Annotated in this window: 21 protein-coding genes; 5 read left to right on the top strand and 16 right to left on the bottom strand. The window is 57.0% G+C overall.

Annotation, left to right across the window (positions count from 1 at the left end):
* Position 1: 1 nt before the first annotated feature.
* The 15 genes from ACR0LF_RS09470 to ACR0LF_RS09540 all read right to left on the bottom strand — a co-directional run bounded on the left by ACR0LF_RS09470 (position 2) and on the right by ACR0LF_RS09540 (position 16,570).
* On the bottom strand, positions 2-1,051 hold the full coding sequence (locus ACR0LF_RS09470) for a COG3904 family protein (protein WP_480576379.1): 1,050 nt from the start codon (positions 1,049-1,051) through the stop codon (positions 2-4).
* A 438-nt stretch (positions 1,052-1,489) separates the two neighbouring features.
* A complete protein-coding gene (locus tag ACR0LF_RS09475) occupies positions 1,490-2,266 on the bottom strand; it encodes a Phenylacetic acid catabolic protein (RefSeq protein WP_480576376.1) in 777 nt (258 codons plus the stop codon).
* 13 nt (positions 2,267-2,279) lie between these two features.
* Positions 2,280-3,353 (bottom strand): 2Fe-2S iron-sulfur cluster-binding protein, encoded by a 1,074-nt coding sequence (locus ACR0LF_RS09480; protein ID WP_480576372.1) that lies wholly within the window; start codon positions 3,351-3,353, stop codon positions 2,280-2,282.
* Positions 3,354-3,366: 13 nt separating this feature from the next.
* Positions 3,367-3,825: a 1,2-phenylacetyl-CoA epoxidase subunit PaaD gene (gene paaD, locus ACR0LF_RS09485; RefSeq protein WP_480576369.1), complete on the bottom strand. Its 459-nt coding sequence runs from the start codon at positions 3,823-3,825 to the stop codon at positions 3,367-3,369.
* A 6-nt stretch (positions 3,826-3,831) separates the two neighbouring features.
* Positions 3,832-4,599: a 1,2-phenylacetyl-CoA epoxidase subunit PaaC gene (paaC, locus tag ACR0LF_RS09490; protein WP_480576366.1), complete on the bottom strand. Its 768-nt coding sequence runs from the start codon at positions 4,597-4,599 to the stop codon at positions 3,832-3,834.
* Entirely contained in the window at positions 4,599-4,883 is a 285-nt protein-coding gene (gene paaB, locus ACR0LF_RS09495) for a 1,2-phenylacetyl-CoA epoxidase subunit PaaB (protein ID WP_480576363.1), read from the bottom strand. Before paaB ends, paaC begins: the two co-directional genes overlap by 1 nt.
* A gap of 23 nt (positions 4,884-4,906) precedes the next feature.
* Entirely contained in the window at positions 4,907-5,884 is a 978-nt protein-coding gene (gene paaA / locus ACR0LF_RS09500; RefSeq protein ID WP_480576360.1) for a 1,2-phenylacetyl-CoA epoxidase subunit PaaA, read from the bottom strand.
* 15 nt (positions 5,885-5,899) lie between these two features.
* Positions 5,900-7,102, bottom strand: a complete 1,203-nt coding sequence (pcaF, locus tag ACR0LF_RS09505) for a 3-oxoadipyl-CoA thiolase (protein ID WP_480576357.1) — start codon at positions 7,100-7,102, stop codon at positions 5,900-5,902.
* 223 nt (positions 7,103-7,325) lie between these two features.
* The gene (locus ACR0LF_RS09510; RefSeq protein ID WP_480576354.1) at positions 7,326-8,147 is read right to left on the bottom strand and encodes a PaaX family transcriptional regulator C-terminal domain-containing protein; all 822 of its coding nucleotides are present in this window, start codon (positions 8,145-8,147) and stop codon (positions 7,326-7,328) included.
* A gap of 49 nt (positions 8,148-8,196) precedes the next feature.
* The gene (paaZ, locus tag ACR0LF_RS09515; RefSeq protein ID WP_480576351.1) at positions 8,197-10,227 is read right to left on the bottom strand and encodes a phenylacetic acid degradation bifunctional protein PaaZ; all 2,031 of its coding nucleotides are present in this window, start codon (positions 10,225-10,227) and stop codon (positions 8,197-8,199) included.
* 119 nt (positions 10,228-10,346) lie between these two features.
* Positions 10,347-11,534, bottom strand: coding sequence for a cytochrome P450 (locus ACR0LF_RS09520; protein ID WP_480576348.1), 1,188 nt, complete (start codon positions 11,532-11,534; stop codon positions 10,347-10,349).
* Positions 11,534-12,886 carry a TRAP transporter large permease gene (locus ACR0LF_RS09525; protein ID WP_480576344.1) on the bottom strand — a complete coding sequence of 451 codons (1,353 nt, stop codon included), beginning with the start codon at positions 12,884-12,886 and terminating at the stop codon, positions 11,534-11,536. The genes ACR0LF_RS09520 and ACR0LF_RS09525 overlap by 1 nt, the downstream gene beginning before the upstream one ends.
* Entirely contained in the window at positions 12,886-13,389 is a 504-nt protein-coding gene (locus ACR0LF_RS09530) for a TRAP transporter small permease (RefSeq protein ID WP_480576341.1), read from the bottom strand. The genes ACR0LF_RS09525 and ACR0LF_RS09530 overlap by 1 nt, the downstream gene beginning before the upstream one ends.
* Positions 13,390-13,446: 57 nt before the next feature.
* Positions 13,447-14,466 (bottom strand): TRAP transporter substrate-binding protein, encoded by a 1,020-nt coding sequence (locus ACR0LF_RS09535; protein ID WP_480576338.1) that lies wholly within the window; start codon positions 14,464-14,466, stop codon positions 13,447-13,449.
* A 70-nt stretch (positions 14,467-14,536) separates the two neighbouring features.
* Positions 14,537-16,570: an FAD-dependent oxidoreductase gene (locus ACR0LF_RS09540; protein WP_480576335.1), complete on the bottom strand. Its 2,034-nt coding sequence runs from the start codon at positions 16,568-16,570 to the stop codon at positions 14,537-14,539.
* A gap of 103 nt (positions 16,571-16,673) precedes the next feature.
* Here ACR0LF_RS09540 and paaG point away from each other — a divergent pair, with 103 nt between their 5' ends.
* The 4 genes from paaG to ACR0LF_RS09560 are packed head-to-tail and all read left to right on the top strand — an operon-like array spanning position 16,674 to position 19,822.
* Positions 16,674-17,459, top strand: a complete 786-nt coding sequence (paaG, locus tag ACR0LF_RS09545; protein WP_480576333.1) for a 2-(1,2-epoxy-1,2-dihydrophenyl)acetyl-CoA isomerase PaaG — start codon at positions 16,674-16,676, stop codon at positions 17,457-17,459.
* A gap of 2 nt (positions 17,460-17,461) precedes the next feature.
* A complete protein-coding gene (gene paaI / locus ACR0LF_RS09550) occupies positions 17,462-17,887 on the top strand; it encodes a hydroxyphenylacetyl-CoA thioesterase PaaI (protein WP_480576330.1) in 426 nt (141 codons plus the stop codon).
* Positions 17,888-17,911: 24 nt separating this feature from the next.
* Positions 17,912-19,222, top strand: a complete 1,311-nt coding sequence (paaK, locus tag ACR0LF_RS09555) for a phenylacetate--CoA ligase PaaK (RefSeq protein WP_480576329.1) — start codon at positions 17,912-17,914, stop codon at positions 19,220-19,222.
* Between the two features lie 3 nt (positions 19,223-19,225).
* Positions 19,226-19,822, top strand: a complete 597-nt coding sequence (locus tag ACR0LF_RS09560; protein WP_480576326.1) for a TetR/AcrR family transcriptional regulator — start codon at positions 19,226-19,228, stop codon at positions 19,820-19,822.
* A 217-nt stretch (positions 19,823-20,039) separates the two neighbouring features.
* On the opposite strand, the gene ACR0LF_RS09565 is transcribed toward ACR0LF_RS09560, so the two are convergent.
* Positions 20,040-20,912 carry a LysR substrate-binding domain-containing protein gene (locus ACR0LF_RS09565; protein ID WP_480576323.1) on the bottom strand — a complete coding sequence of 291 codons (873 nt, stop codon included), beginning with the start codon at positions 20,910-20,912 and terminating at the stop codon, positions 20,040-20,042.
* A gap of 65 nt (positions 20,913-20,977) precedes the next feature.
* Between ACR0LF_RS09565 and ACR0LF_RS09570 the strand changes: the two genes are divergently transcribed.
* Positions 20,978-22,582 (top strand): trimethylamine methyltransferase family protein, encoded by a 1,605-nt coding sequence (locus tag ACR0LF_RS09570; protein WP_480576320.1) that lies wholly within the window; start codon positions 20,978-20,980, stop codon positions 22,580-22,582.
* Positions 22,583-22,954 lie beyond the last annotated feature (372 nt).

The following is a 22,954-nucleotide window of genomic DNA, read 5'->3' on the forward strand; positions in this document are numbered from 1 at the left end:
TCTATTCGACACAATTCCTGAAAGCGGTCGTAATCGCCGGAATCACATTTTCCGGAGAGCCGATGAACCTCTCGGACGTGCAAGCGCCATAGTCATTTAGAAATAGAAAAGATGGATCGTCGCCGACCCAGGGATTGAAGCCAAGCGAGAAGCGCACGATAAACCCTTCGCCATGATCGATGATCGCTGTATTTTCCATCGTCACCCGGTTTCCGATAACGAAACGCGCGCCCTTGCCTGCATCCAAATCCCCCATCCGAATGCATTGATCGCCGATCCAGCTTTTCAAGCTCCAGCTACCGTCTGACGATATCTCATTGGGCGCGTAAACCTCGAAGAATGCACCATCACTTGCAATACAATACGCCGACATTCGGTATTTCTTGTCCTGCCGTTCTGAACGCGCGATTACACCGTTACCATGGGTGTCGATACTCCAGGACGACCAGGTCTTTGGGGCATAGGAAAGGCCGGTTTTTACCGCTTCGTCGCCTGCCTCGATCCAAGACATCTCTTCCGGGCCGCTCAGGCTGGCCTTGGCGAAAATTCGGCCATCCACCCCCATTTCAAGCACATAGCTAAGGAGGATGGCAGAAGCCTCTTGCTCAGACCCTTGCACGACCAGCGCGGGGCCCGATGAGTCATCGGTGACCGCCCGCCCGGGCCTGTAGAACTGATGCACACCGATGGCGGAGCCCGTTTCTATCCGTCGCTCTATGCCCCCCATAAATGCATAGGCGCAGGCCGAGGCGCACTTGCCCGGTGTGCGGCGCGTGAAGGTCCAGTGGCCGACCCCGATCCATTCAGGGTCTACCTCGTGGCTTCCAACCTCGGTGGCAAAGCCGCGGCGGCGCAATTCGCGCCCCAACTCGACCCCCTGCGCCAGGTTGCCACCAGAGGAATTGAATCGGATTCGTCTGGGCAACCAGTCGGGCCCGGCGTCCAGGAATGCTATAAAATCCTCGAGTGTGTGGGAGGTGATCGGCCCCTCCGCCTGGATCCAGGCCGCATCGTCGCGGCGGTGGTCGGAGCCGGCCAGTTCAAATGTCATTGCCATCGCAGGAATCGCGCCCAATAGCACGACAACCGTGGCAAATAGTAAAGTGCACCTAGTCATTGAACGCCCTTCGCCGACAATCAATTCTCAGATGAAACTCCGTTCAATATCTCACCCGGGCTAGCATCCGTCAAATCCACAGGAGAACGCTGAAGAAAAGCCGCAGAAGTGCCATAACATGCGTGATTGGAGCGCTTTCACTCAGAGCAGCCGGGCAAGGGTGTGATGCGCGCAACTCTGATCATAGGCTTTTTGTCAGCAGATCTGGCCGAGGGGTTGGCGTATCTCAGAGCTGGACGAACGGAGCTAAGCAATCGGCAGACAACTTGCCAATCGCGAAAGTCAAAATCGGACCCTACCACTATTGATGGTGAACAGGTACCGCATTGCGCTTACCAAAGCCCCATCCAACATCTTGTTCCGGCAATAAATTTATGAGGCTGGAGTCTGGACAGGAGGTTTCAAGTTTAGCTCTATCAAGACTGCACTTGCCGCCTGTATCCAACGCTCCTTCAGTGCGCTATTGCCATTGTGGCGCAAGCCCAGGGATTTCAACAATGCAAACCGCTTTGGGTCATCACCGCCGAAAGATACCGCTACGCGAGGCCACCAATAAGTCACCGCATCTTGCATTTGCTCGGCCATTCCATTTTCGGCCAGTTTAACTGCGCCTTCCAGTGCCAGTTCGCCATGATGTGCCTCAATAGGAGCAATCTGTCGGAAGGCGTCGGCAAGTGGTTGGTACGAAACTGTTGAAAACTCGGCCAACTGCTCCGCTACGGCACGGCTCATCAACAGGTTCATGATCACGGCGTCGGTCCAATCTGAGATCGGGTAATTGAACACGGCAAGGCGCATGTCATGCGCGCTGCGGGTCGCACCGATATCCTCATCGCGGTTCAGCCGCGCGGTCCAAGGGTGGTGGGTGACGTATCGCTCGGTATCTGCACCAAACTCGCCCATGATTTTCAAAACCCGGTCGGCATGATCGGTTTTCTCAAGCACAATTTTGGCGGCCGCGATCCGTTCCTTGATGCCCGGCCCCTGATTGATGATGTCTGCAAAACCGGCGGCCCCGGCCAATTCGCTATCCACAAAGGTGGCCATCAGCTTCATCAATTCCGCGCGGTAGCGTGGCGGCACGTTGGTCGGATTGGTCAATACTCCGCCCGCGGCCAGATAGCTGTCGAGTGTCATGGCTTCGGTCATTGATCCTCTCCCTTTACTGATCGTAGTCCACGACTACGCGGTCGGTCACAGGATAAGCCTGACAGCTCAGAACATAGCCCTTTTCGACCTCGTAATCCTCGAGCGCGTGGTTCGCGAGCATCTCGACCTCGCCCTCCAACACGCGACAGCGGCAGGTGGAACAAACCCCGGCCTTACAGGCGTAAGGCGCGTCCATGGCGTTTTCCAAGGCAGCGTCCAGAATGGACTGATCCTTGGGCAGCGTCACGGTCTGAGTGGACCCGTCAAGCGTGATCGACGCACTGGTCTGGTTTGCTTGCGTGCCCGCATCCGCTGCACTTGTCCTGCGCTTGGCCCGGCCCGGTTGGGCGCTGGCGAAGAGTTCGAACTTGATCTGGCTGTCGTCAAGCCCATGCTCTCGCAGAGCGGCAGCAATACCCAGCATCATCGGTTCTGGTCCGCAGATGAACGCCGTGTCCACGTTTTTGATATCGATCCAGTGCTTGAACAACGCGCTACACTTTTCCTGCGTCACCAGACCGGTAAAAAGATCAATCTCCTGCGCGTCGGTCTCAAGAATGTGGATCACGTTCAGGCGGCCCATATAGAGGTTTTTCAGATCCTCCAGCTCCTCACGGAACATGATCGTATTGATGCCCTTGTTGGCATAGATCAGCGTGAAGCGGGATTTCGGCTCGCGCGCCAGTGTTGTTTTCAGGATCGACAGAACAGGCGTGATCCCCGACCCGCCAGCAAAGCCAAGATATTGCTTTTCCGCATCCGCTTCGACAGGCACGTGAAAGCTGCCCATCGGCGGCATCGCCTGCACAACGTCGCCAACGCTCAGTTCCGCATTAGCCCAGCTTGAGAAAGCACCGCCTTCAACCCGTTTAATACCAACTTGCAGAACACCGTCATCCTTGCCCGCGCAGATCGAGTAAGAGCGGCGCAGTTCTTCACCATCAAAATCGCGCCGGAACGTCAGGTATTGCCCCGCAGTGAAGTCGAACTGATCCGCTGCGCCATTCACGGGCTCAAGGGTCACGACGACCGCATCACGGATGGTTTTGTGGATGTCGGTGACTTTCAGGTCGTGAAAACGTGCCATCCGGTGCTCCTCCTCAGATGCACTTGAAATAGTCAAAGGGTTCCAGGCAGTCGGTGCAGCGCCAATGGGCCTTGCATGGGGTCGAGCCAAACTGGCTGACTTTTTCAACGGCTTTGCTGCCGCAATGCGGGCAACGCTCTGGTCCGCCTGCCGGTTGCGGTGGCGCGATGCCATAGTCTTCCAGCTTGGCGCGGCCTTTCTCGCTGAGCCAATCGGTGGTCCAGGCCGGTGAGATGCTGGTTTCGATCCGCACATCCCCAATCCCGTGATCGCGCAGGGCGGTTTCGACATCCATGCTGATAACGGACGTCGCCGGACACCCGGAATACGTTGGTGTAACCGTAACGATCAGCGTTTCAGCGTCCCAACGCACGTCGCGAACGATGCCCAGATCCACGACCGAGATCACCGGGATTTCGGGATCGGGTACGGCGTCCAGCCAGCTCCAGATCTGATCTGTCGAGATATGCATCCGCTCTTACCACTTGGCTCCTGGATAGGCGCGTTGCAGCCATTGCATTTGCGTCAACAGATGGCCCAGATGCTCGGTGTGCATTCGGCCATCGCGCCCGCCCTTATGGGCGAAGCGGCTTTCCGGAATGGTCAGCGTTGCCTGGGTCAGGATCCGCTCGACCAGTGCGTCGTATTCGTCGCGCAGGTCGGTCGGGTTGGGAGCGATACCTGCGGCGACCATTTCGGCATCAACGTCGTCGCTGGCGAACATCTCACCCACATAAGGCCATAGGTAATCCAGCGCTTCCTGCATCCGGGTATGGCTTTCCTCGGTCCCGTCCCCGAGGCCAACAACCGTATCGCCAGAGCGTTCCAGATGGTAGGAGACTTCCTTGCTGGCCTTGGCAGCTATTGCTGCGACACGCTCGTCCGAAGATGTCATTAGGCGCCCCAGCATGATCGAGTGCCACGCGTCGAAAAGGAATTGGCGCATGAGGGTCCGACCGAAATCACCATTCGGCACTTCCACCAGAAGCACATTACGAAAATCCCAGGCGTCGCGCAGAAACGCCAGATCATCGGCGCTCTTGCCGCCATCGACCTCGCCCGCAAGGCCAAGCCACATCTGAGTCTGACCGATCAGGTCCAACGCGGTGTTTGCCAGCGCGATGTCTTCCTCCAGCACAGGCGCATGACCGCACCACTCGCTGACCCGATGGCCGAGGATCAGGGTGTTGTCCCCCATACGCAGCAGGAATTGCAGCAAAGCGTCGTTGGAAACCAAAACACTCATTACATCGCCCCCACTTCATCGGGAATGTCGAAGAAGGTCGGGTGGCGGTACACTTTGCTTTCGTTGGGTTCGTACAGCGGGCCTTTGTCACTGGGTGATGAAGCCGAGATATTGTTGGCCTCAACCACCCAGATCGAAACGCCTTCGTTGCGGCGGGTGTAAACATCGCGCGCGTTCTTGATCGCCATTTCCGCATCCGGGGCGTGCAGCGATCCGACATGTCGGTGACTCATCCCATGTTGGCCGCGGATGAAGATTTCCCATAGGGGCCATTCGGTATTCATCGGGTTTCCTCCTCAGGGTAAGCTTATTCAGCAGCCAGATTGCCAGCTTGTTTCTTGCGGGCATGGGCCAGCAAGCCATCGCGGACCCATTGGCCATCATCCCAAGCCTTGTTGCGTGCGGCCAGTCGGTCGACGTTGCAGGGCCCATTGCCCTTGATCACATCGAAGAATTCCGACCAATCAGGTTCCGAGAAATCGTAGTGTCCGCGCTCCTCGTTCCATTTCAAGTTCGGATCAGGAATAGTCAGGCCCAGATACTCGGCCTGCGGCACGGTCTGGTCGACGAATTTCTGGCGCAGCTCGTCATTGGTGTTGATCTTGATCTTCCACGCCATCGACTGCGCGGAATGCACCGAGTCCTTGTCGGACGGGCCGAACATCATCAGCGACGGGTACCAGAAGCGGTTCATCGCATCTTGGGCCATCTTGCGCTGCTCGGGCGTGCCCTCGGCCATCTTGCGGATCGCGTCATAGCCCTGCCGCTGGTGAAAGCTCTCTTCCTTGCAGATACGGATCATGGCACGTGAATATGGCCCGTAGGATGTACGCTGTAGCGGCACTTGATTCATGATCGCTGCACCATCCACCAGCCATCCAACCGCGCCGATATCGGCCCAGTTCAGCGTCGGATAGTTAAAGATCGACGAGTATTTCATGCGCCCGTCCAGCAGCATCTCGGTGATCTCATCGCGGCTGACGCCCAGCGTTTCTGCCGCGCAGTAAAGGTAGAGCCCGTGGCCGGCCTCATCCTGCACCTTTGCCAGAAGGATCGCTTTGCGCTCTAGCGTCGGGGCCCGCGTGATCCAGTTGCCTTCGGGCAATTGCCCAACAATTTCGGAATGCGCGTGTTGCCCGATCTGACGGATCAGGGTCTTGCGGTAGGCCTGAGGCATCCAGTCCTTCGGTTCGATCTTGATATCGGCATCAATCCGCGCCTGAAATTCAGCCAGCTTTTCCGGATCTTCGTTTGATGCCTCGGATTTCACCATCTGAGCATACATGTCCCGTCTCCTCCGTTACACGCGTTCAAGAATAAGGGCCGCGCCCTGACCGACACCCACACACATGGTGCAGAGCGCATAGCGCCCGCCGGTACGTCGCAATTGATAGGCTGCCGTCAACACCAGCCGAGCGCCCGACATGCCCAGCGGGTGGCCTAGCGCGATTGCGCCACCGTTCGGATTTACCTGCGGCGCATCATCGGGCACACCCAATTCACGCAGCGTTGCCAGCCCCTGAGACGCGAAAGCTTCGTTCAACTCTATCACATCCATCTGATCGATGCTGAGCCCGGCACGTTCCAGAACCTTACGGCTCGCCGGAACCGGACCGATACCCATAACGCGCGGCGCGACTCCTGCAACAGACATGCCGACCACACGGGCCATTGGGGTCAGGCCGTTCTTGGTGGCAGCGGCTTCGTTCGCCATCAGGATTGCGGCAGCGCCATCATTCACCCCCGAAGCATTCCCGGCCGTTACAGTTTTTTCCTGTCCGTTGACACCTTTGAGACTCGACAACTTTTCCGCCGATGTTCCCGGACGCGGATGCTCATCCGTATCAACAACAATCGGATCGCCTTTGCGCTGCGGGACCGAAACCGGAGTGATTTCATCCGCAAATATGCCTGCTGCATGCGCCCCCGCCCAACGCGCCTGACTGCGCGCGGCAAAAGCATCCTGATCTTCGCGGCTGATGCCATAGTCTTCGGCGACGTTGTCGGCGGTCTGCGGCATGGAATCCACGCCATATTCCCGTTTCATCTTCGGGTTCACGAAACGCCAGCCGATCGTCGTGTCATAAACCGCATTGCTGCGGGTAAACGCCGACGTGGCCTTGGGCATCACAAACGGTGCACGGGACATGCTTTCCACCCCGCCCGCGATGGCCAGATCGTAGTCGCCGGCCTTAATTCCACGCGCTGCCATTCCAACGGCATCCATGCCGCTGGCACAAAGGCGATTTATTGTAGTTCCAGGCACTTCAATGGGTAACCCGGCCAGCAGCGCCGCCATGCGCGCAACGTTGCGGTTGCTCTCTCCTGCCTGATTGGCATCCCCATAAATCACGTCGTCCACACTGGCCCAGTCAACCTGAGGGTTGCGCGCTTTCAGGGCCGCCAGCGGAAGAGCGGCCAGGTCATCTGTGCGGATCGAAGACAGCGCACCGCCATACCGTCCAATCGGAGTGCGCGTCGCGTCACAAATGAATGCGTCCATCTTAGATGTTCTCCTGTTCCTGCGGAACACTATCAACCGTCTGGTCGGTTAATAAATCTTCATCCGATTCGATGCAAGACTTATGTTACCAATTCTCACATCCCGCAAAAACTCTGTAACATTAAAAATTGCTACCCAAAACGGAGTTTGTGCCCGCAAAGACGGTAGGAGCGGCCTTGAACTCACAGCCGGATTCCAAGTTTTTCACCAAATGATGACCGGATCAGGGTTGGTCGACCAGCTCGGTTTCCAAAGTCGCTAGGGTCGGGCGAGGCAATCTTTCCAACAATTGCGAGACAGCTTCTTTGCATTCAGCACCCTTCCATCCATCCGGCAAGAAATCCTTCGGCAGGTTAGGGTGACGCAGCACGATACGGCGCCAAGCGTGCACGATCAGAACGCGCAAAACCGCAGATCGCATCGGATCCCCCGCCCCCTCGTCAGGCAGAAGCCGATTTACAACCTGAATTGCGTCCCAAATTTGATCGTAAGCAATCCTCAGCGATTCCGGCCCACACAGATCCCGAAGCCAGTTCGGAACGGAAATAGTGTTGCTTTCAACACCCAATAGATCCTCAATATCTTGAGGAACCGGCCCAGGGGCCATGGCCGTTGCCGGGTTCAACAGGATGTAATCCCCCGTCAGCATCAGATCCGACAATTCCTTGCGGGAATTCTCCGAGTTGCTGGCGACAAGTACATGCCAGATCTCCGGTAAGTTCGTTTCGCTGGAATAGATACGTGGCGCAGCTGCAGCGCTTTGGCGGCGACCAAATTCCGTAAGCTGGTGCACACTGTTTCGCCCAACTCGTGTGCTTTCGATCCAGCCTTCCTTACGCAACCGGTGCAGCGCTACCCGTGTCGCTTCCGCCTTGATCCCGACCAGGTTGGTGAGCGCGGTGATCAGTGTACCGCTAATCTGATCCGACCCATCCTGCGCCAGATCACCAAAAATCGTGACCAGAACAGACCACACACGCTGCGTACCCGTTGCAGTCAGTTGGCTGACACAGGTCTCGAACCAATCTGGAGCCGTATCTTTCATGCGCCAAGTATATTCAGGCCGGAAGGAATTGCCATCCGGCCCCACGTACTTAGTAGGCGACCATAGTCAATAGCTCATATTCGGCGACCATTTCATCGTCCTGCTGAGTCAGCGTGACATGCCAACGGACCTCGCCATACTCGTCGTTGCGCTTGGTCTTGCTCTTGACCGTCAAACGTACCTTGATGGTATCTCCCGCCTCGACCGGCTTCATGAAACGCAACCCGTCAAGGCCGGTATTGGCCAGAACCGGCCCCTCATTCGGTTCAACAAACAACCCGGCGGCAAAGGATAGCAGCAGGTAGCCATGCGCTACGCGACCCGGGAAGAACGGGTTACGTTCCGCTGCCGCCTGATCCATGTGGGCATAGAACGTATCGCCGGTGAAATTGGCGAAGTGTTCGATATCTTCCAAGGTGATGGTGCGCGGTGAGGTGTGGATGGTTTCGCCAATCGCAAGGTCATGAAACCGGCGCGTGAATGGGTGGGCGGGGCCTTCGACCTCGGTCGCGCCAGGCACCCACTTGTTCCCAATAGCCGTCAGCAGATCCGGCGAACCTTGAATGGCCGTTCGCTGCATATAGTGCTTCACGCCACGCACACCGCCCATCTCTTCGCCACCACCGGCCCGCCCGGGACCACCATGAACCATATGCGGCAAGGGAGAGCCATGGCCGGTGGATTCCTTCATCGAGTCGCGATTGTTGAAATACAGACGCCCGTGATAGGCCCCTGCCCCCATGGCAACCTGCCGCGCCACCTCTGGATTATGAGTAATGACCGACGCCACCAACGACCCCTGCCCCCGGTTCGCCAATTCGATCGCATGATCAAGATCGCGGTATCCCATCACTGTGCTGACCGGGCCAAAAGCTTCGGTGTCATGCACACGCTGCGCCGCGTCCGGGTTGGCGCAATGATAGAGCATGGGCGGAAGGAACGCGCCTTTCTCGGCATCCGCACCATCGACTGCAAAATCATCTGGGTTGCCGAAGACACGCTCGGCCTCTTGCCCGATGATTGCGGCCTTTTCCAGAACATCGCGTTTTTGACCATTCGACACCAGCGCGCCCATGCGTGTGGTTTCCAGCTTCGGGTCACCGATGACCGTTTTGGACAGCCGCGCGGACAACGCCTCGATCACGGCTTGCACCTGTGGTTCAGGCGCTATGATCCGCCGGATTGCGGTGCATTTCTGTCCCGCTTTTGCGGTCATCTCACGCTGAACTTCCTTGATGAATAGGTCAAATTCCGGCGTGCCCGGCTCTGCATCGGGGCCGAGGATCGAGCAGTTCAGGCTGTCCTGTTCCGCCACGAACCGCACCGAGTTCTGCAGGATCACAGGGTTCGAACGCAGTTTCAGCGCCGTATCGGCGGATCCGGTGAAACTGACGACGTCCTGCATTGTCAGGCGGTCCAGCATATCGCCCAGACCACCCGATACCAATTGCAGCGCCCCCTTGGGCAAGATGCCGGATTCAAGCATCAGCCGGACGCACAGTTCAGTCACATAACACGAGCTCGTTGCCGGTTTCACAATGGCCGGAACACCCGCCAGGAGCGTGGGAGCCAGCTTCTCCAACATCCCCCACACAGGAAAGTTGAACGCGTTGATATGAACCGCCACTCCGTGCAGAGGGGTGCAGATGTGTTGACCCAGGAAAGTGCCATTGCGGGAAAGCTGCTCGACTTCACCATCCAGATAGACATGCCCGTCCGGCATCTCGCGCCGACCTTTTGAGGCGAAGACGAACATCGTACCGATGCCGCCATCGATGTCGATCAGGTGATCCGACTGCGTAGCACCTGTGTTGAAGGACACGTCATACAAGGCCTTCTTATGCTGCCCCAAATGCAGGGACAGTGCTTTGAGCATCTTAGCCCGCTCATGAAACGTCATTTTGCGCAAGGCTGGTCCACCCACGCCGCGCGCATGGTCCAACATCCCCTGCACGTCCAAGGCACTATTGCCTGCCGTCGCGATGACTTCGCCTGTGACAGCGCTTGCAATGTTGCGGGCACCTTCGCCGGGCGAAACCCATTCACCGGCAGCAAAGCTGGAAATCTGTTGGATTGTCATGAGCGTCTCCTAATCTGTCTAGCGATCTTCGCGCAGCCCTTTGTTGGTTTGGCGAAATCCTATTTTAAACCGTACGGTCGGTCAATCTTTTCCCACGTCGAATTCGCTAACCGCACACCTTAGACCAGCGCGGGCAATCGCGCGAACCCTCTGAATCGGATCCGCCCACCGCGTTCAGCACCATCAGTGATGCGATAGTCGGGAAACCGAGCCAGGAACCGACCGACAGCCACCCGGCCCTCCATACGCGCCAAAGTCAGGCCAACGCAGGTATGCGGCCCTCCGGCAAACGCGTGATGCTTGTTGGGGCGGCGATCCAATACCACATCATCGGGCCGTTCAAACTGCCGCGGATCGCGGTTGGCCGCGCCGATGCACAGGTGAATATCAGTGCCGGTTGGAATGATCTGGCCGTGAAACGACACATCCTCGGTCGTCAGGCGATTGCCAAACTGATTAGGACTTTCCAACCGCAAAAACTCGTCCACCGCCGTGTAGATCAAATCCGGATCGGCCAGCAACTCGGCTCGTTTGTCGGGGTGCCGGTCCAACAGCTCCAACGCATTACCGATCAGGTTGGTCGTGGTCTCGTGCCCAGCGTTCAGGATGAAAATACAGTTCTGATACAGCTCAACCTCGGTCAGGCCGCCATCCGTATCGTCCTGAATCAGCCGGGTAAGGACATCCGTCGCAGGGTCCCCAGGATTGGCACGGCGATCTTCAATGATATGCCGAAGAAATTCCTTGAAGTCTGAAACCGAACGGTTGCCCCATTCTTCCTGTTCAGGTGTCAACTGAGGTTCCAATGCGCCGAGAATGGCCATAGACCAATCGCGCAGAGGCCCCCGCTCGGATCGGGGTATGCCCAACAGGTTACCAATGATCTCGATTGGGATGGCCCCGGCAAAATCCTCGATCAATTCGACCGTGCCCTTGACCTGCATCTGGTCCAGCAAGCCATCGACTAGCTGGATCAAGCCCGGCTCCATCTGCGCCAAAGCGCGCGGGTTCATCGCACCCACCATGACCTTGCGGACACGAGTGTGCAGTGGCGGGTCGTTGAACACAAGGCTGGTGGTGTGATGTTCGAACAAAGGGCTGTCGATCCCGTATTTGGGGCCGAAAACTGCCTTCTTGTCGGATATGAACCGTTCCGTGTCCCGATAAACGAGATCCAGATCATCGTATCGCGACAGCACCACTGTCCCGTCAGGTTGCCAGCAGACGGGTGTGTCCTCGAGCAATGCTGCGTAGGTTTGGTACGGGTCCGCGTGGAATCCTTCGGGCAGTGCGGTCAGGGAAAACATCAGTGACCCATCGCCCCCATATGTTCAGGAAGGACCAACACCAGCCAAGGCACTAGAACGATCAGGGCCAGACGGAAGATGTCCGCCACCCAAAACGGTGTAACCCCTTTGAAGATTGTGCCGGTCGACACATCCCCGACCACACCTTTCAGGATGAAAACGTTCAAACCGACAGGGGGTGTGATCAGGCTGATCTCGGTCACAACAACAACGACAATGCCGAACCAGATCGGATCATACCCCAACGATGTGACAAGAGGGAAGAAGATCGGCACCGTCAGCAACAGCATCGAGAGCGATTCAAAGACACACCCCAGAATGATGTAGATTCCCAGGATCATCAGGATCACCACAAAGGGTTCCACCTCATACGCCGTGACCAGAGCGATCAGCGCTTCGGGCAGACCGGCAAGGTTGATGAAATTCGAAAAGATCTGCGCACCGATCAGAACCGAGAACAAAGCCGCCGCAGTGTAGGTGGTTTCTTTCAACACCTCAAAGGTCGACCCTAACGTAAGCCCGCCCCGCGACAGAGCGATTAGGAAGGCGCCCATGGCACCCATGCCTGCGGCTTCGGTCGGGCTGAAGGTCAGGTTCAGCGGATAGAAATCGAACACACCATACAAGCCGCCAATCACAAGAAAGAACAGCAGCAGTACGGCCCAGACCGAGCGCAGCGCTGAAAGACGCTCACCCCAGCCGTGGCGTTCGCCCGCCGGACCGGCCTCGGGCCTGCGCCAAACAGTCCAGCGAACCGCGAACAGGTAGAACAGGATGCCCAGCACGCCCGGGATGATCCCAGCGACGAACAGCTTACCAATCGAGGTTTCGGTCAGCAGGCCATAGATAACCAGGATCACAGACGGGGGGATCAGAATACCCAGCGTGCCACCTGCCGCAATCGACGCCGTAGATAGCTCATCCGAGTATCGATAGCGGCGCATTTCAGGCATGGCGACTTTGGACATGGTCGCAGCGGTTGCCAGAGACGAGCCACAAATGGCGGAAAACCCGCCACAAGCCGCGACCGTCGCCATGGCGATACCGCCCCGAAAGTGACCCAGAAAGGCGTTCGAAACCGCGTATAACTCGCGCGCCAATCCGCCCTTGTTAACGAACAGGCCCATGAGGATAAACAGCGGAACGACGGACAGGCCGTAATCCTGCGCCGTGTCAGTGATCTGACGCCCCACCATCGACATTGCGGCCTTCAGTCCGCGCTCGGACAGGATGCTGCCGCCGCGTTCATATGCAAACCCAAGTGTCCCCACGAGCCCCATCGCAAACACGATGGGCAAGCGCACCAGTACAAGAACAAGAACAAGGGCAAAACCGATCAGCGCGGCAGTCATCAGGCGTGCTCCGACAAGGTTTGGGGGGCAAAGATGTACAAAAGGCCAGTCACGACCATCGCAACAGCCGTGATCGCAGTGAACCCGGCAATAAACCAGCCAACATAGAAGACAGGGATCGACAGGTATTCGGTGACGTCGCCATAGTCCCGCGCGCGTTCAGCCAGAATCCAAACGCGTTGGATCGGCCAAATCAGCATGATGCCGGACACCAGATAGACAATCGCGTCGCGCGCCCTACTCAGCCGTAAACGTGCAAATATTCCATCCGTCAAATCGACCGCGATTTGACCCTTCCCCGCCGAGATCATCGGCAAGACCGAGAACACAAGGATTGCCATCAGAATCCGGGTCAGTTCAGTTGCCGCCTCGATAGGGGCATTGAAGACAGAGCGCAGGATGACGTCGAAAAAGGTCATCACCATCAGGATGAACAGCGCCACACAGGCCAGCACGGTCGGCACGATACTGATGCGACGCGCGAAGGTCACGAGAGATTGCATGATAAACCCCCAACGGGTGAATATGGCTGGCGGTTCAGTCCCGCCAGCCAGGCTGCGTTACTGGGCAGCCATTTCATTTACGATCATGTCATAGGCGGCCTGGGCATCGACGCCGGTCCCGTTGACCTCGTCAATGACTTTGGCACGTACATCAACCGCGATCGTATTGAACTTTTCCAGGTCTTCAGCGGATGCAGCGTTGATCGCGTTGCCTTCAGTATCCACCGTCGCTTCACGGCCGATCGCGTCGATCTCATCCCAGATCTTGCCGATTTCGCGGCTCAGCGGCTCGCCAAAGACGTTCTCTTCCAAAGCCGCCTGCAGTTCTTCGGGCAGATCGGCAAATGTGTCCTCATTCATGATGAAGGCAAATGATCCGCGATACAGGCCGCCTGGAACTTCATACACGTTTTGTGCAACTTCGGTCAGCTTGAAACCCTTGCGGGATTCAAATGGCATGACCACACCGTCAGCCGCTTTCGAGGCCAGAGTTTCGTACACTTTTGGCGCTGGCACCTGAATACCCGTTGCGCCCAGCGCTGTGCCCACGTCACCGCCAACACCACCTGGGATACGGACCTTAAGGCCAGAAACTTCATCAAGCGTGGTCACAGGGCTGCTCGAATGAAGCTGCGCCGGACCGTGGGTGTGCAGAGCGATCACTTTGACGCCGCGATGTTCATCCGCCGCCTTGAGATGCTGATCGTACGTGCGCCAGTAGGCAACCGAAGCTTCTTCGGCCGAGCCCTCATATCCGGGCAGTTCGATCATCTTGGTGGTGACAAACCGGCCCGGCTGATAACCGTGGAAAATGATCGAAGCATCTGCGGCGCCATCCATGATCAGGTCCATCTGAGCCGGAGGAGGGGCAAGGCCCAGCTTCAATTCCGCAGTGACCTGACCATCGGTGGCCTCTTCAACCATCTCGACGAATTTCGGCCACATCTTGGCGTTGATGCCATGGGTCGGCGGTGCCCAACTGGAAATGGTCAGCGTGTAATCCGCCGCCAACGCCATGGTGCCCGAAACGGCGAGCGCGGCTGAGGCCAATAGTGTGCTCAAGTTGGCTAGTTTCATGGTTCTGTCTCCTCCCTACGAAACATGACTCAGGAATGCGTTAATGGTCACTTTTGTAACTATCAACATGTTAGTGGTTTCCAAAACGGCTCGCGACGCGCCACGATCCAGGGCTTTCATTCGCTGCGGTTAGCATATTTGCGTGCACCTCGTTGGTTCCGATTTCGTTGCAATAATTCATCGGCCCACCCCTCCAACGTGGGAAGCCGTAGCCATGGATCTGAACCATATCGACGGCTTCAGCGTTTTCGGCGATCCCTTCTTCGATGATCAAAGCACCCTCGTTGACCAGAACGGCCAGTATGCGAGAAGTGATATCTTCTGCCGAATAGGCCTGGCGAGAGACACCCTGCTTGGCAGAATAGGCCTCAATCAACGCTTCGACTTCGGGATCGCGGATCGGCTTGCGATTTCCATCTTCGTAGCGATACCACCCTTTGCCAACACGCTGGCCGAAGCGCTCCATCTCGCAAAGCTTGTCAGCGACTGTAACATAGCGTTCGTTTGGGTCTCGGGTCGCGGCATTGCGTTTGCGATTGGCCCAGGCAATTTGAAGACCGGTCAAATCCTGCAACTCATACGGACCCATCGGCATTCCAAATGCCCGCATCGCCTGGTCCACTTGATAGGGCAACGCACCATCCGCCAGCAGGTAATCGGCCTCGCGCCGATAGGCGGCCAACATGCGGTTGCCAATAAAACCATCGCAAATCCCGGACAGAACCGAAACCTTGCGGAGCTTTTTTCCCAGCGCAAACCCGGTCGCAATAACTTCGGGAGATGTATGCGGAGTATGCACAATCTCCAAAAGCTTCATGACATGGGCAGGGCTGAAGAAGTGCAGACCGATGCAACGAGATGGGTTTTCAATACCGTCGAATATCTCGACGGGGTTCAGATAGGACGTATTGGTTGCCAGAATTGCATCAGGGTGCATATGGCTGGCCAATTCCGCAAACACCTGCTGTTTGACGGGTAGGTCTTCAAAGACCGCTTCAATTGCCAGCTGTGCATCAGCTGCTTCCGCATATGTGTCCGCGGCACGAAAGGCGGCGAGGTGATCCCGAAGTTGCGCCTCGGTCATCTTTCCCCGATTGACGGCACCTCGCAGCAAGCCCTCAACCCGGTTGTGGGCGGCCGCCGCGGCATCAGGATCCCGCTCGATCAAAGTGACCGACAACCCACCATTCAGCACAGCGGTTGCAATTCCCGCCCCCATAAGCCCCCCACCGACAACGGCGATCCGAGTGATGTCACGCGCGCCTGCGCCCTTGATCAACGACGGTTTGGACACACTGCGTTCCGCAAAAAAGGCGTGGCGCAATGCACGACTTTCAGCGCTTTGGCGCAATGCCAAGTGGCGAGCACGCTCTTTCGGTTGCGCTTTCGAATATGGCTCAGCAGACCAGCTCAGCGCAGTCAGGTTTTCCAGCGGTGATTGCTGCCCCTTGGCGCGTTTCCTCAGGGCTTGGCGACTGACCTCCAGCAGATCAGGCGCGAACTCAGCCACAGCCCGCTGGCTGACAGGAGCTGGTCGTTCGGGCAGGTCCGCAACAAAGTCCAATATGGCGACCTTTGGATCCTCGGAAATAAGGTCAACACCCCCGAGCTTGGCAAGAGCCTCGGCTTTGATGATTTTGCCGGAACAGGCCATGTCGATTGCAGCCTCCATTCCGACGAGGCGCGGCAAGCGTTGCGTGCCCCCTGCCCCCGGGATCAGGCCCACATTGACTTCTGGCAGACCAAATCCAGTACCCGGCGCCGCAATCCGCCAGGTACAGGCCATGGCGATCTCGAACCCGCCGCCCAGCACATTTCCGTGCATACAGGCAATAAACGGCACCTCGCTGTCTTCGATCTTCTGTGCAACGTCAGGCAAATGTGGCTCAACCGGTGGCGCGTCGAACTCGGACATGTCGCCGCCTGCGATAAAGGTGCGTCCAGCGCAGCGCAGCACGGCCACACGCGCGCCTTTGACGGCATCAACCGCGTCAGACAGCCCTTGCCGAACCGCGGTCGAGGTCGCGTTTACAGGCGGGTTGTCAATCGTGACCCACGCCACGTCGCCCTTAAATTCAACGCTCACCAGCGACGACTGCAACATTTGCCATCCCTTTGATCGGTCCAGATTCGGTTCTGGTTTATATATTGACCAACCGTTCGGTTAATGCAATGATTAAGTTGAAACGAGAACAGATGAGACCGTCATGAGAGATACGATTCTTGCAAAAGATCATGGGAACTGGGTCGAAATAACCCTGAACCGTCCCGACAAGCTGAACTCGTTCAATGAAGAAATGCATATTGCCCTTCAGGACGCTTTGAAAATCGCGCGCGATAATGGGGCCCGTGCGATTTTGCTGACCGGAGCCGGACGCGGTTTTTGCGCAGGTCAGGACCTGGGCGACCGCGACCCGTCAAAAATGGATTGCCCGCCCGATCTGGGAAAAACCGTGCGCACCTTTTACGCACCTTTGGTGAGGCTGATCCGGTCTTTGGACTTTCCGGTAATCTGCGCTGTAAACGGCGTCGCCGCGGGCGCGGGAGCGAACCTGGCACTGGCCTGCGATATGGTTCTGGCCGGAGAAAGCGCAAAGTTCATTCAAAGCTTTTCCAAGGTTGGATTGATACCGGACACCGGAGGCAGCTGGCACCTACCCCGTCTGTTGGGAGAGGCCCGCGCCAAGGGGCTGGCCCTGACAGCCCAACCCCTTCCGGCCCAACAGGCCGAAGACTGGGGGCTGATCTGGAAGGCGCTGCCAGATGATCAACTGATGACAGAGGCGCGCGCCCTTGCAGAGCAATTCGCCAATGGCCCCACCCTTGGGTTGGGTCTGACAAAAAAGTGCATTCAAACCGCGGCCACCACGTCGCTGAGTGATCAGCTTGAGATCGAAGCTGACGCTATGAAAACCTGCGGTGAAAGCGCTGACTATGCAGAGGGCGTGTCCAGTTTCCTGGAAAAACGCGTACCAAATTTTCAGGGACGTTGAAAATGACGCCAAAGGAACGCGCCGAAAAATCCGCCGCCGCAATGTGGGCAAATGACGAAGCCAGCAAATGGTTTGGGATGAAGATTGCCGAGGTCGATGAAGGCCATGCGATCCTGACCCTGACAATCGCGTCCAATCACTGCAACGGACACGGCATTTGTCATGGGGGCGTCACCCATGCCCTGGCAGACAGTGCGTTTGCGTTCGCCTGCAACAGCCGAAACGTGGCAACAGTCGGTCAGCACACGATGATAAGCTATCTGGCCCCCGGAAAGAACGGCGACCGTCTGACAGCCACCGCGACCGAGGTCACTGTGACCGGGCGCAACGGCATCTACGACGTCCACGTCACCAATCAAGACAACACTTTGATCGCCGAGTTTCGCGGCATCTCGCGCGCTGTTGGTGGTCATAATTTCGAAGAATAGCTTCGCGACTGGAGGAGTTACGCGATGGAAGACCTTACCCCAAACAAAGCGGATCTGGACCCGATCGAGATCGCCTCGATCGACGAAATTCGTGCCACGCAGCTTGATCGCCTGAAGTGGGCCGTACGTCATGCCTATGACAACGTGCCGATGTATAGACAACGGTTTGACGAGACTGGCGTGCATCCTGAAGACCTTCAACAGCTGTCTGACCTCGCGAAGTTTCCGTTCACGTACAAGAACGATCTGCGTGACAACTATCCCTTCGGTCTTTTCGCGGTTCCACGTAGCGAGATCATTCGCCTGCACGCTTCGTCCGGTACGACGGGCAAACCTACGGTGGTAGGCTACACCAAGAATGATATCGACAACTGGGCAGACCTGGGCGCGCGCTCCCTGCGTGCCTCGGGATTACGCAAGGGCGATATGGTGCACAACGCCTATGGTTATGGGTTGTTTACCGGCGGGCTGGGCGCCCATTACGGAATCGAGCGTCTCGGCGCGACCGTGGTTCCCATGTCCGGTGGTCAAACAGAAAAGCAGGTCAGCCTGATCAACGATTTCCGCCCCGACGGGATCATGGTTACCCCGTCCTATATGCTCAATATCCTTGAGCAGTTCCACAAGGCGGGTCTGGACCCACGCGAAAGCTCGTTGAAGGTTGGCGTCTTCGGTGCAGAGCCCTGGACCGACGCCATGCGGGCCGAGGTTGAGGCCGCGTTTGATATGCATGCCGTGGACATTTACGGCCTGTCCGAGATTATGGGCCCCGGGGTGGCCAACGAATGCGTTGAAACCAAGGACGGCCCGGTGATCTGGGAAGACCACTTCCTACCGGAAATCATCGACCCCGCCACCGGAGAGGTCCTGCCTGACGGCGAAACCGGAGAGCTGGTGTTCACGACCCTCACCAAAGAAGGGCTGCCAATGATCCGGTACCGCACACGCGACCTAACGTGCCTGTTACCCGGAACGGCGCGGTCCATGCGTCGGATGGCCAAGATCACGGGGCGAAGCGATGACATGATGATCCTGCGCGGGGTCAACGTCTTTCCCAGCCAGATCGAAGAGCAGGTCATGGCGACAGGCGGCCTTGCCCCCTACTATCAGATCGAGTTGTACAAATCCGGTCGTATGGATGCCATGCGGGTCTTTGTCGAAGCCTCACTGGATTCAGCAGATGAGCTGTCAAAAACGGCGGCAGCGCGGATGCTGACCAAGCGGATCAAGGACGTCGTTGGCGTTTCCACGGAAATTGTTGTAGGTGACCCCGGCGACGTCGAACGCTCACAGGGCAAGGCGAAGCGCGTCATCGACAATCGCGACAAGGAATAAGCCGTGGCCCGGACAATCGCCAAAGACCACGACCAGAAACGGCAGCAAATCCTGAAAACGGCGGCCAAAGTGTTCGCTGATCAGGGGTTTGACCGTGCTTCCATGACCGTATTGGCCAAAGAGTGCGGAATCTCAAAAGCAAACATCTACCACTACTATGACAGCAAGGATGCCATTCTGTATGACATCCTTGAAACCTATCTGCGCGAACTGCGCGACCGAATCTGCAATGTGGATCTGAACGGTCTTTCCCCAGATCAAAAGCTGCGTAAGGCGGTGCGTGAAATTCTCTTTGCCTATCAGGGCGCAGATGACGAGCATCGGGTGCAGATCAGCGGGATGAGCACGCTTACGGATGAGCAGCAAAAACGACTGCGAAACTATCAGCGCGATCTGGTGAATTTTGTTCGCGACATCCTGAATGAACTGGCACCCGCGTCGTTTGAAGGTGATCAGGACAAGCTGCGCGGTGCTACCATGTCGGTTTTTGGGATGCTGAACTGGTACTATATGTGGAACACAGGTGCGGGTGCCAAAGCGCGCGAAGACTATGCCGATTTGGTCAGTACACTGACAGTGCACGGGGTGCAAAACCTGTAAGTGAACAGGACAGACGAGCCGCAATTGAAACCGACACAAAGGGCCCCGTCTCGCCTGAAAAGTGTTTTCGGCGCCGGCTTGCCTGCGACCGTGCACATCACCAGACTAGGCGTATGGATTTAGTGAGCAGCCTAACAAGGATCACAATGTACCGTTCTTTCGCAAAGACGACTTCTCGAAAGAACTGAACTCGCATTCAAAAGCACCAAATTACCGGTCAGAGCTGATGCAGAAGCCAGTCGGAAAACACCTGTACGGTTTCCGCGGCTGCAACGCGGGGCGGCCGAACGATGAAATACCCGTAGTTCGGAAGTTCGGTATCGGAAAGCCGAACCAGTTTTCCGTCATTCAACTCACCCATTACAAGATTATCCATCAAAGCAATTCCCTGACCGTCGATCACGGCTTGGACCCGCACATTTGGATCCGGTACAATCAGCACGTCCCTTCGGCTCTGCTGAGGCAGACCCGCCGCGTTCAACCATTCTGACCAAGCGTTGCTGTCATCACGGTCTCGCAGAAGGGTCAAACTGGACATCGCGCCCTCAATTCCGAAAAATGCGACCTGTTCCGCGGCCTCCTGATTGCCGACCGGAAAGGAACGCAGGGGCATGAACAGCGTTACGTCACCGTCGCTCCAGCGTCCATGGCCCCACCTGATGGCCAGATCAACATCTTGCATCTCGAACTCGGAAAACTGAATCATCGGTTGAATCCGCAGTTGCACGTCCTGATGTGACTGCATGAACGACATCAGCCGGGGCGACAGCCAACGGGCTGCGAAATAGGTCGAAACTCCAACCGTCAGCGTACGCGACACGGCTTGCTTGATCTCCTTTAATCCGGCTTCAATCTCTTGATAAGGGACCTGACAGACCGCCAACAGCTTGAGCCCTTCACCTGTCAAAGCCACTCCGCGCGTTGTGCGCCGAAAAAGGGTTAACCCCAGATCGGTTTCAAGCGTCTTGATCTGATAGCTGATCGCGCCCTTGGTCATGTTCAGCGCACCGGCCGCCTCAGAAAAGCTCGGGTAGCGAGCGATTTCTACGAAAAGCCTGAGAAGGTCATGATGGCGAAAGTGGCTGGGCATAATCTTGTGTATAAATTTTTTATACATCGCGAAAAGATATTTTCGATTTTCAGCGCTTTTTTGACATGCAAACTGATCCCCGGTTCTTTCGAAGCGGAGGGAAAGCGTTGGGACGTTTGAACACAACGTCGGATCTTGTGACGTCAGAAAGTCGTCGGCGCAAAACACACCGTCGCCGCCTGTCTCGGCACAATACACCGCTTGAACCCTCGTCTTTCCGAGGGCGCCGGATTCCGGCCTACGATCTTTTGGAGGAACGAGCTCTGGCAAGAATTGAAGAACAGGCGGATTGGGTACTTGATGAAATCGGCATTGAGTTTCGTGGAGACAGGGATGCCTTGGACTTATTCGCTCAGGCCGGGGCACGGGTTGAAGGCGAAAGGGTTCGCTTTGAGCCGGGACACGTGCGCGAAATATGCGCCACCGCCCCTGCTGAGTTTCAACTTCATGGCCGCGACCCCAGACACACAGTGACCCTGGGCGGGAACAATCTGGTTCTGATGCCCGGATATGGCTCACCATTTGTGAGCGATCTGTCCCGAGGTCGGCGTTATGCCACGCTGGAGGATTTCCACAATTTCGTGAAGCTCGCCTACATCTCCCCTGCCCTGCATCATTCTGGCGGCACTGTGGTAGAGCCGACCGATGTGCCGGTGAACAAACGTCATCTGGACATGTTGCTGGCGCATCTCACCCTGTCGGCCAAACCCTTCATGGGGTCCGTGACCGCCCCCGAAAGGGCACTGGACAGTATCGAAATGGCCAGATTGGTTTTCGGGCGTGACTTCGTCAAAAACAACGCTGTCATGCAAGCCAATATCAACGTCAATTCGCCGTTGATCTACGACCACACCATGTCAGGCGCGTTGCGTGTCTATGCCGATGCGAACCAATGTGTCTGCGTTTCCCCGGCGATATTTGCGGGTGCCATGGGGCCGCTGTCGCCCGCCGCCGTCGCGGCGCAGACATTGGCCGAAGCAATGGTAGGGATCGCCCTGACACAACTGGTTCGACCCGGCTGTCCGGTTGTTTTTGGCAGCTTCCATTCAACGATGAACCTACGCAGCGGCGCGCTGACCTTTGGCTCCCCCGAAGCAAACATGACGACAATGGCCCTGAGCCAGCTTGGGCGAAGGCTGGGTGTACCGGTACGATCTGGTGGAGGGCAGATCACGGCGTCCAATGCTCCGGACGGTCAGGCGATGCAGGACAGCACCGGCGCAATGTGGGCCACGCTCCTGTCCGGGGCGCACCAGGTCTGGCACGCGGCCGGCTGGCTCGAGGGTGGTCTTGTCATGTCCTACGAAAAGTTCGTGATGGATCTCGACCATTGCGGCGCGATGCTGAAACTGCTGCAAGGGTTCGAAACCGCGGACGAAGACTTTGGCCGTGATGCCTATTTTGAGACCGGCCCGGGTGAGAACTTTCTGTCCACCAGCCACACTTTGCGCCACTATACCTCGGCCAATTTCGAGCCACAGATATCAGACGCAGGTCCTTATGAGACCTGGGTCGAGAAAGGCGCACGCACCTCGGATCAGCGCGCTTCTGCCCGATGGCGTCACATGTTGGACGATTACCAGCAACCAGAAATGAAACCCAGTGTTCGATCGGCTTTGGAAGCCTTCGTTTCTGATCGCAAAGCGGCGATGCCGGATGAATGGCACTAGGAAGGACAGTCAATAACGAAAGAACTCAGCCGCACATCGGCCCTCGCTTCGCACCATACGGCACTTGGTTCGGGGTTAGAGGATTGGAATGGAAATGGTGGAAAACGATGAATGCGAAAGCGTGTATGAAAAAGTTGGCGATCTGCTCGACACTTGAGTGGCAGCACACTTTGGAAAAACTCCAATCAAATATTATTGGTTTTTGGATACATTATCCTGTATGAACGCAGGCGACGTCTAATTCAAAAGGGATCACATGTTCAGGAAACGCGCCGCTGAATGGGGTAAAAAGGCATGACAGTGATCTGTTTCACAAACCAGATGGATTTCGCACGTGATGTGCCAGACCGAATTGTTTGTTTCCGTCAGGGT

This window comes from Ruegeria sp. E8, assembly GCF_056533985.1.

Excerpts from the sequence above, each read along its gene's own strand:
- ACR0LF_RS09535 (WP_480576338.1), bottom strand. The coding sequence starts at position 14,466 with ATGAAACTAGCCAACTTGAGCACACTATTGGCCTCAGCCGCGCTCGCC.
- ACR0LF_RS09510 (WP_480576354.1), bottom strand. The coding sequence starts at position 8,147 with ATGAAAGATACGGCTCCAGATTGGTTCGAGACCTGTGTCAGCCAACTG.
- paaG (WP_480576333.1), top strand. The coding sequence starts at position 16,674 with ATGAGAGATACGATTCTTGCAAAAGATCATGGGAACTGGGTCGAAATA.
- paaA (WP_480576360.1), bottom strand. The coding sequence starts at position 5,884 with ATGTATGCTCAGATGGTGAAATCCGAGGCATCAAACGAAGATCCGGAA.
- ACR0LF_RS09530 (WP_480576341.1), bottom strand. The coding sequence starts at position 13,389 with ATGCAATCTCTCGTGACCTTCGCGCGTCGCATCAGTATCGTGCCGACC.
- paaB (WP_480576363.1), bottom strand. The coding sequence starts at position 4,883 with ATGAATACCGAATGGCCCCTATGGGAAATCTTCATCCGCGGCCAACAT.
- ACR0LF_RS09480 (WP_480576372.1), bottom strand. The coding sequence starts at position 3,353 with ATGGCACGTTTTCACGACCTGAAAGTCACCGACATCCACAAAACCATC.
- pcaF (WP_480576357.1), bottom strand. The coding sequence starts at position 7,102 with ATGGACGCATTCATTTGTGACGCGACGCGCACTCCGATTGGACGGTAT.
- ACR0LF_RS09540 (WP_480576335.1), bottom strand. The coding sequence starts at position 16,570 with ATGTTGCAGTCGTCGCTGGTGAGCGTTGAATTTAAGGGCGACGTGGCG.
- ACR0LF_RS09520 (WP_480576348.1), bottom strand. The coding sequence starts at position 11,534 with ATGTTTTCCCTGACCGCACTGCCCGAAGGATTCCACGCGGACCCGTAC.
- paaI (WP_480576330.1), top strand. The coding sequence starts at position 17,462 with ATGACGCCAAAGGAACGCGCCGAAAAATCCGCCGCCGCAATGTGGGCA.
- paaK (WP_480576329.1), top strand. The coding sequence starts at position 17,912 with ATGGAAGACCTTACCCCAAACAAAGCGGATCTGGACCCGATCGAGATC.
- paaC (WP_480576366.1), bottom strand. The coding sequence starts at position 4,599 with ATGAGTGTTTTGGTTTCCAACGACGCTTTGCTGCAATTCCTGCTGCGT.
- paaZ (WP_480576351.1), bottom strand. The coding sequence starts at position 10,227 with ATGACAATCCAACAGATTTCCAGCTTTGCTGCCGGTGAATGGGTTTCG.
- ACR0LF_RS09525 (WP_480576344.1), bottom strand. The coding sequence starts at position 12,886 with ATGACTGCCGCGCTGATCGGTTTTGCCCTTGTTCTTGTTCTTGTACTG.
- paaD (WP_480576369.1), bottom strand. The coding sequence starts at position 3,825 with ATGCATATCTCGACAGATCAGATCTGGAGCTGGCTGGACGCCGTACCC.
- ACR0LF_RS09475 (WP_480576376.1), bottom strand. The coding sequence starts at position 2,266 with ATGACCGAAGCCATGACACTCGACAGCTATCTGGCCGCGGGCGGAGTA.
- ACR0LF_RS09570 (WP_480576320.1), top strand. The coding sequence starts at position 20,978 with ATGCAAACTGATCCCCGGTTCTTTCGAAGCGGAGGGAAAGCGTTGGGA.
- ACR0LF_RS09565 (WP_480576323.1), bottom strand. The coding sequence starts at position 20,912 with ATGCCCAGCCACTTTCGCCATCATGACCTTCTCAGGCTTTTCGTAGAA.
- ACR0LF_RS09470 (WP_480576379.1), bottom strand. The coding sequence starts at position 1,051 with ATGACATTTGAACTGGCCGGCTCCGACCACCGCCGCGACGATGCGGCC.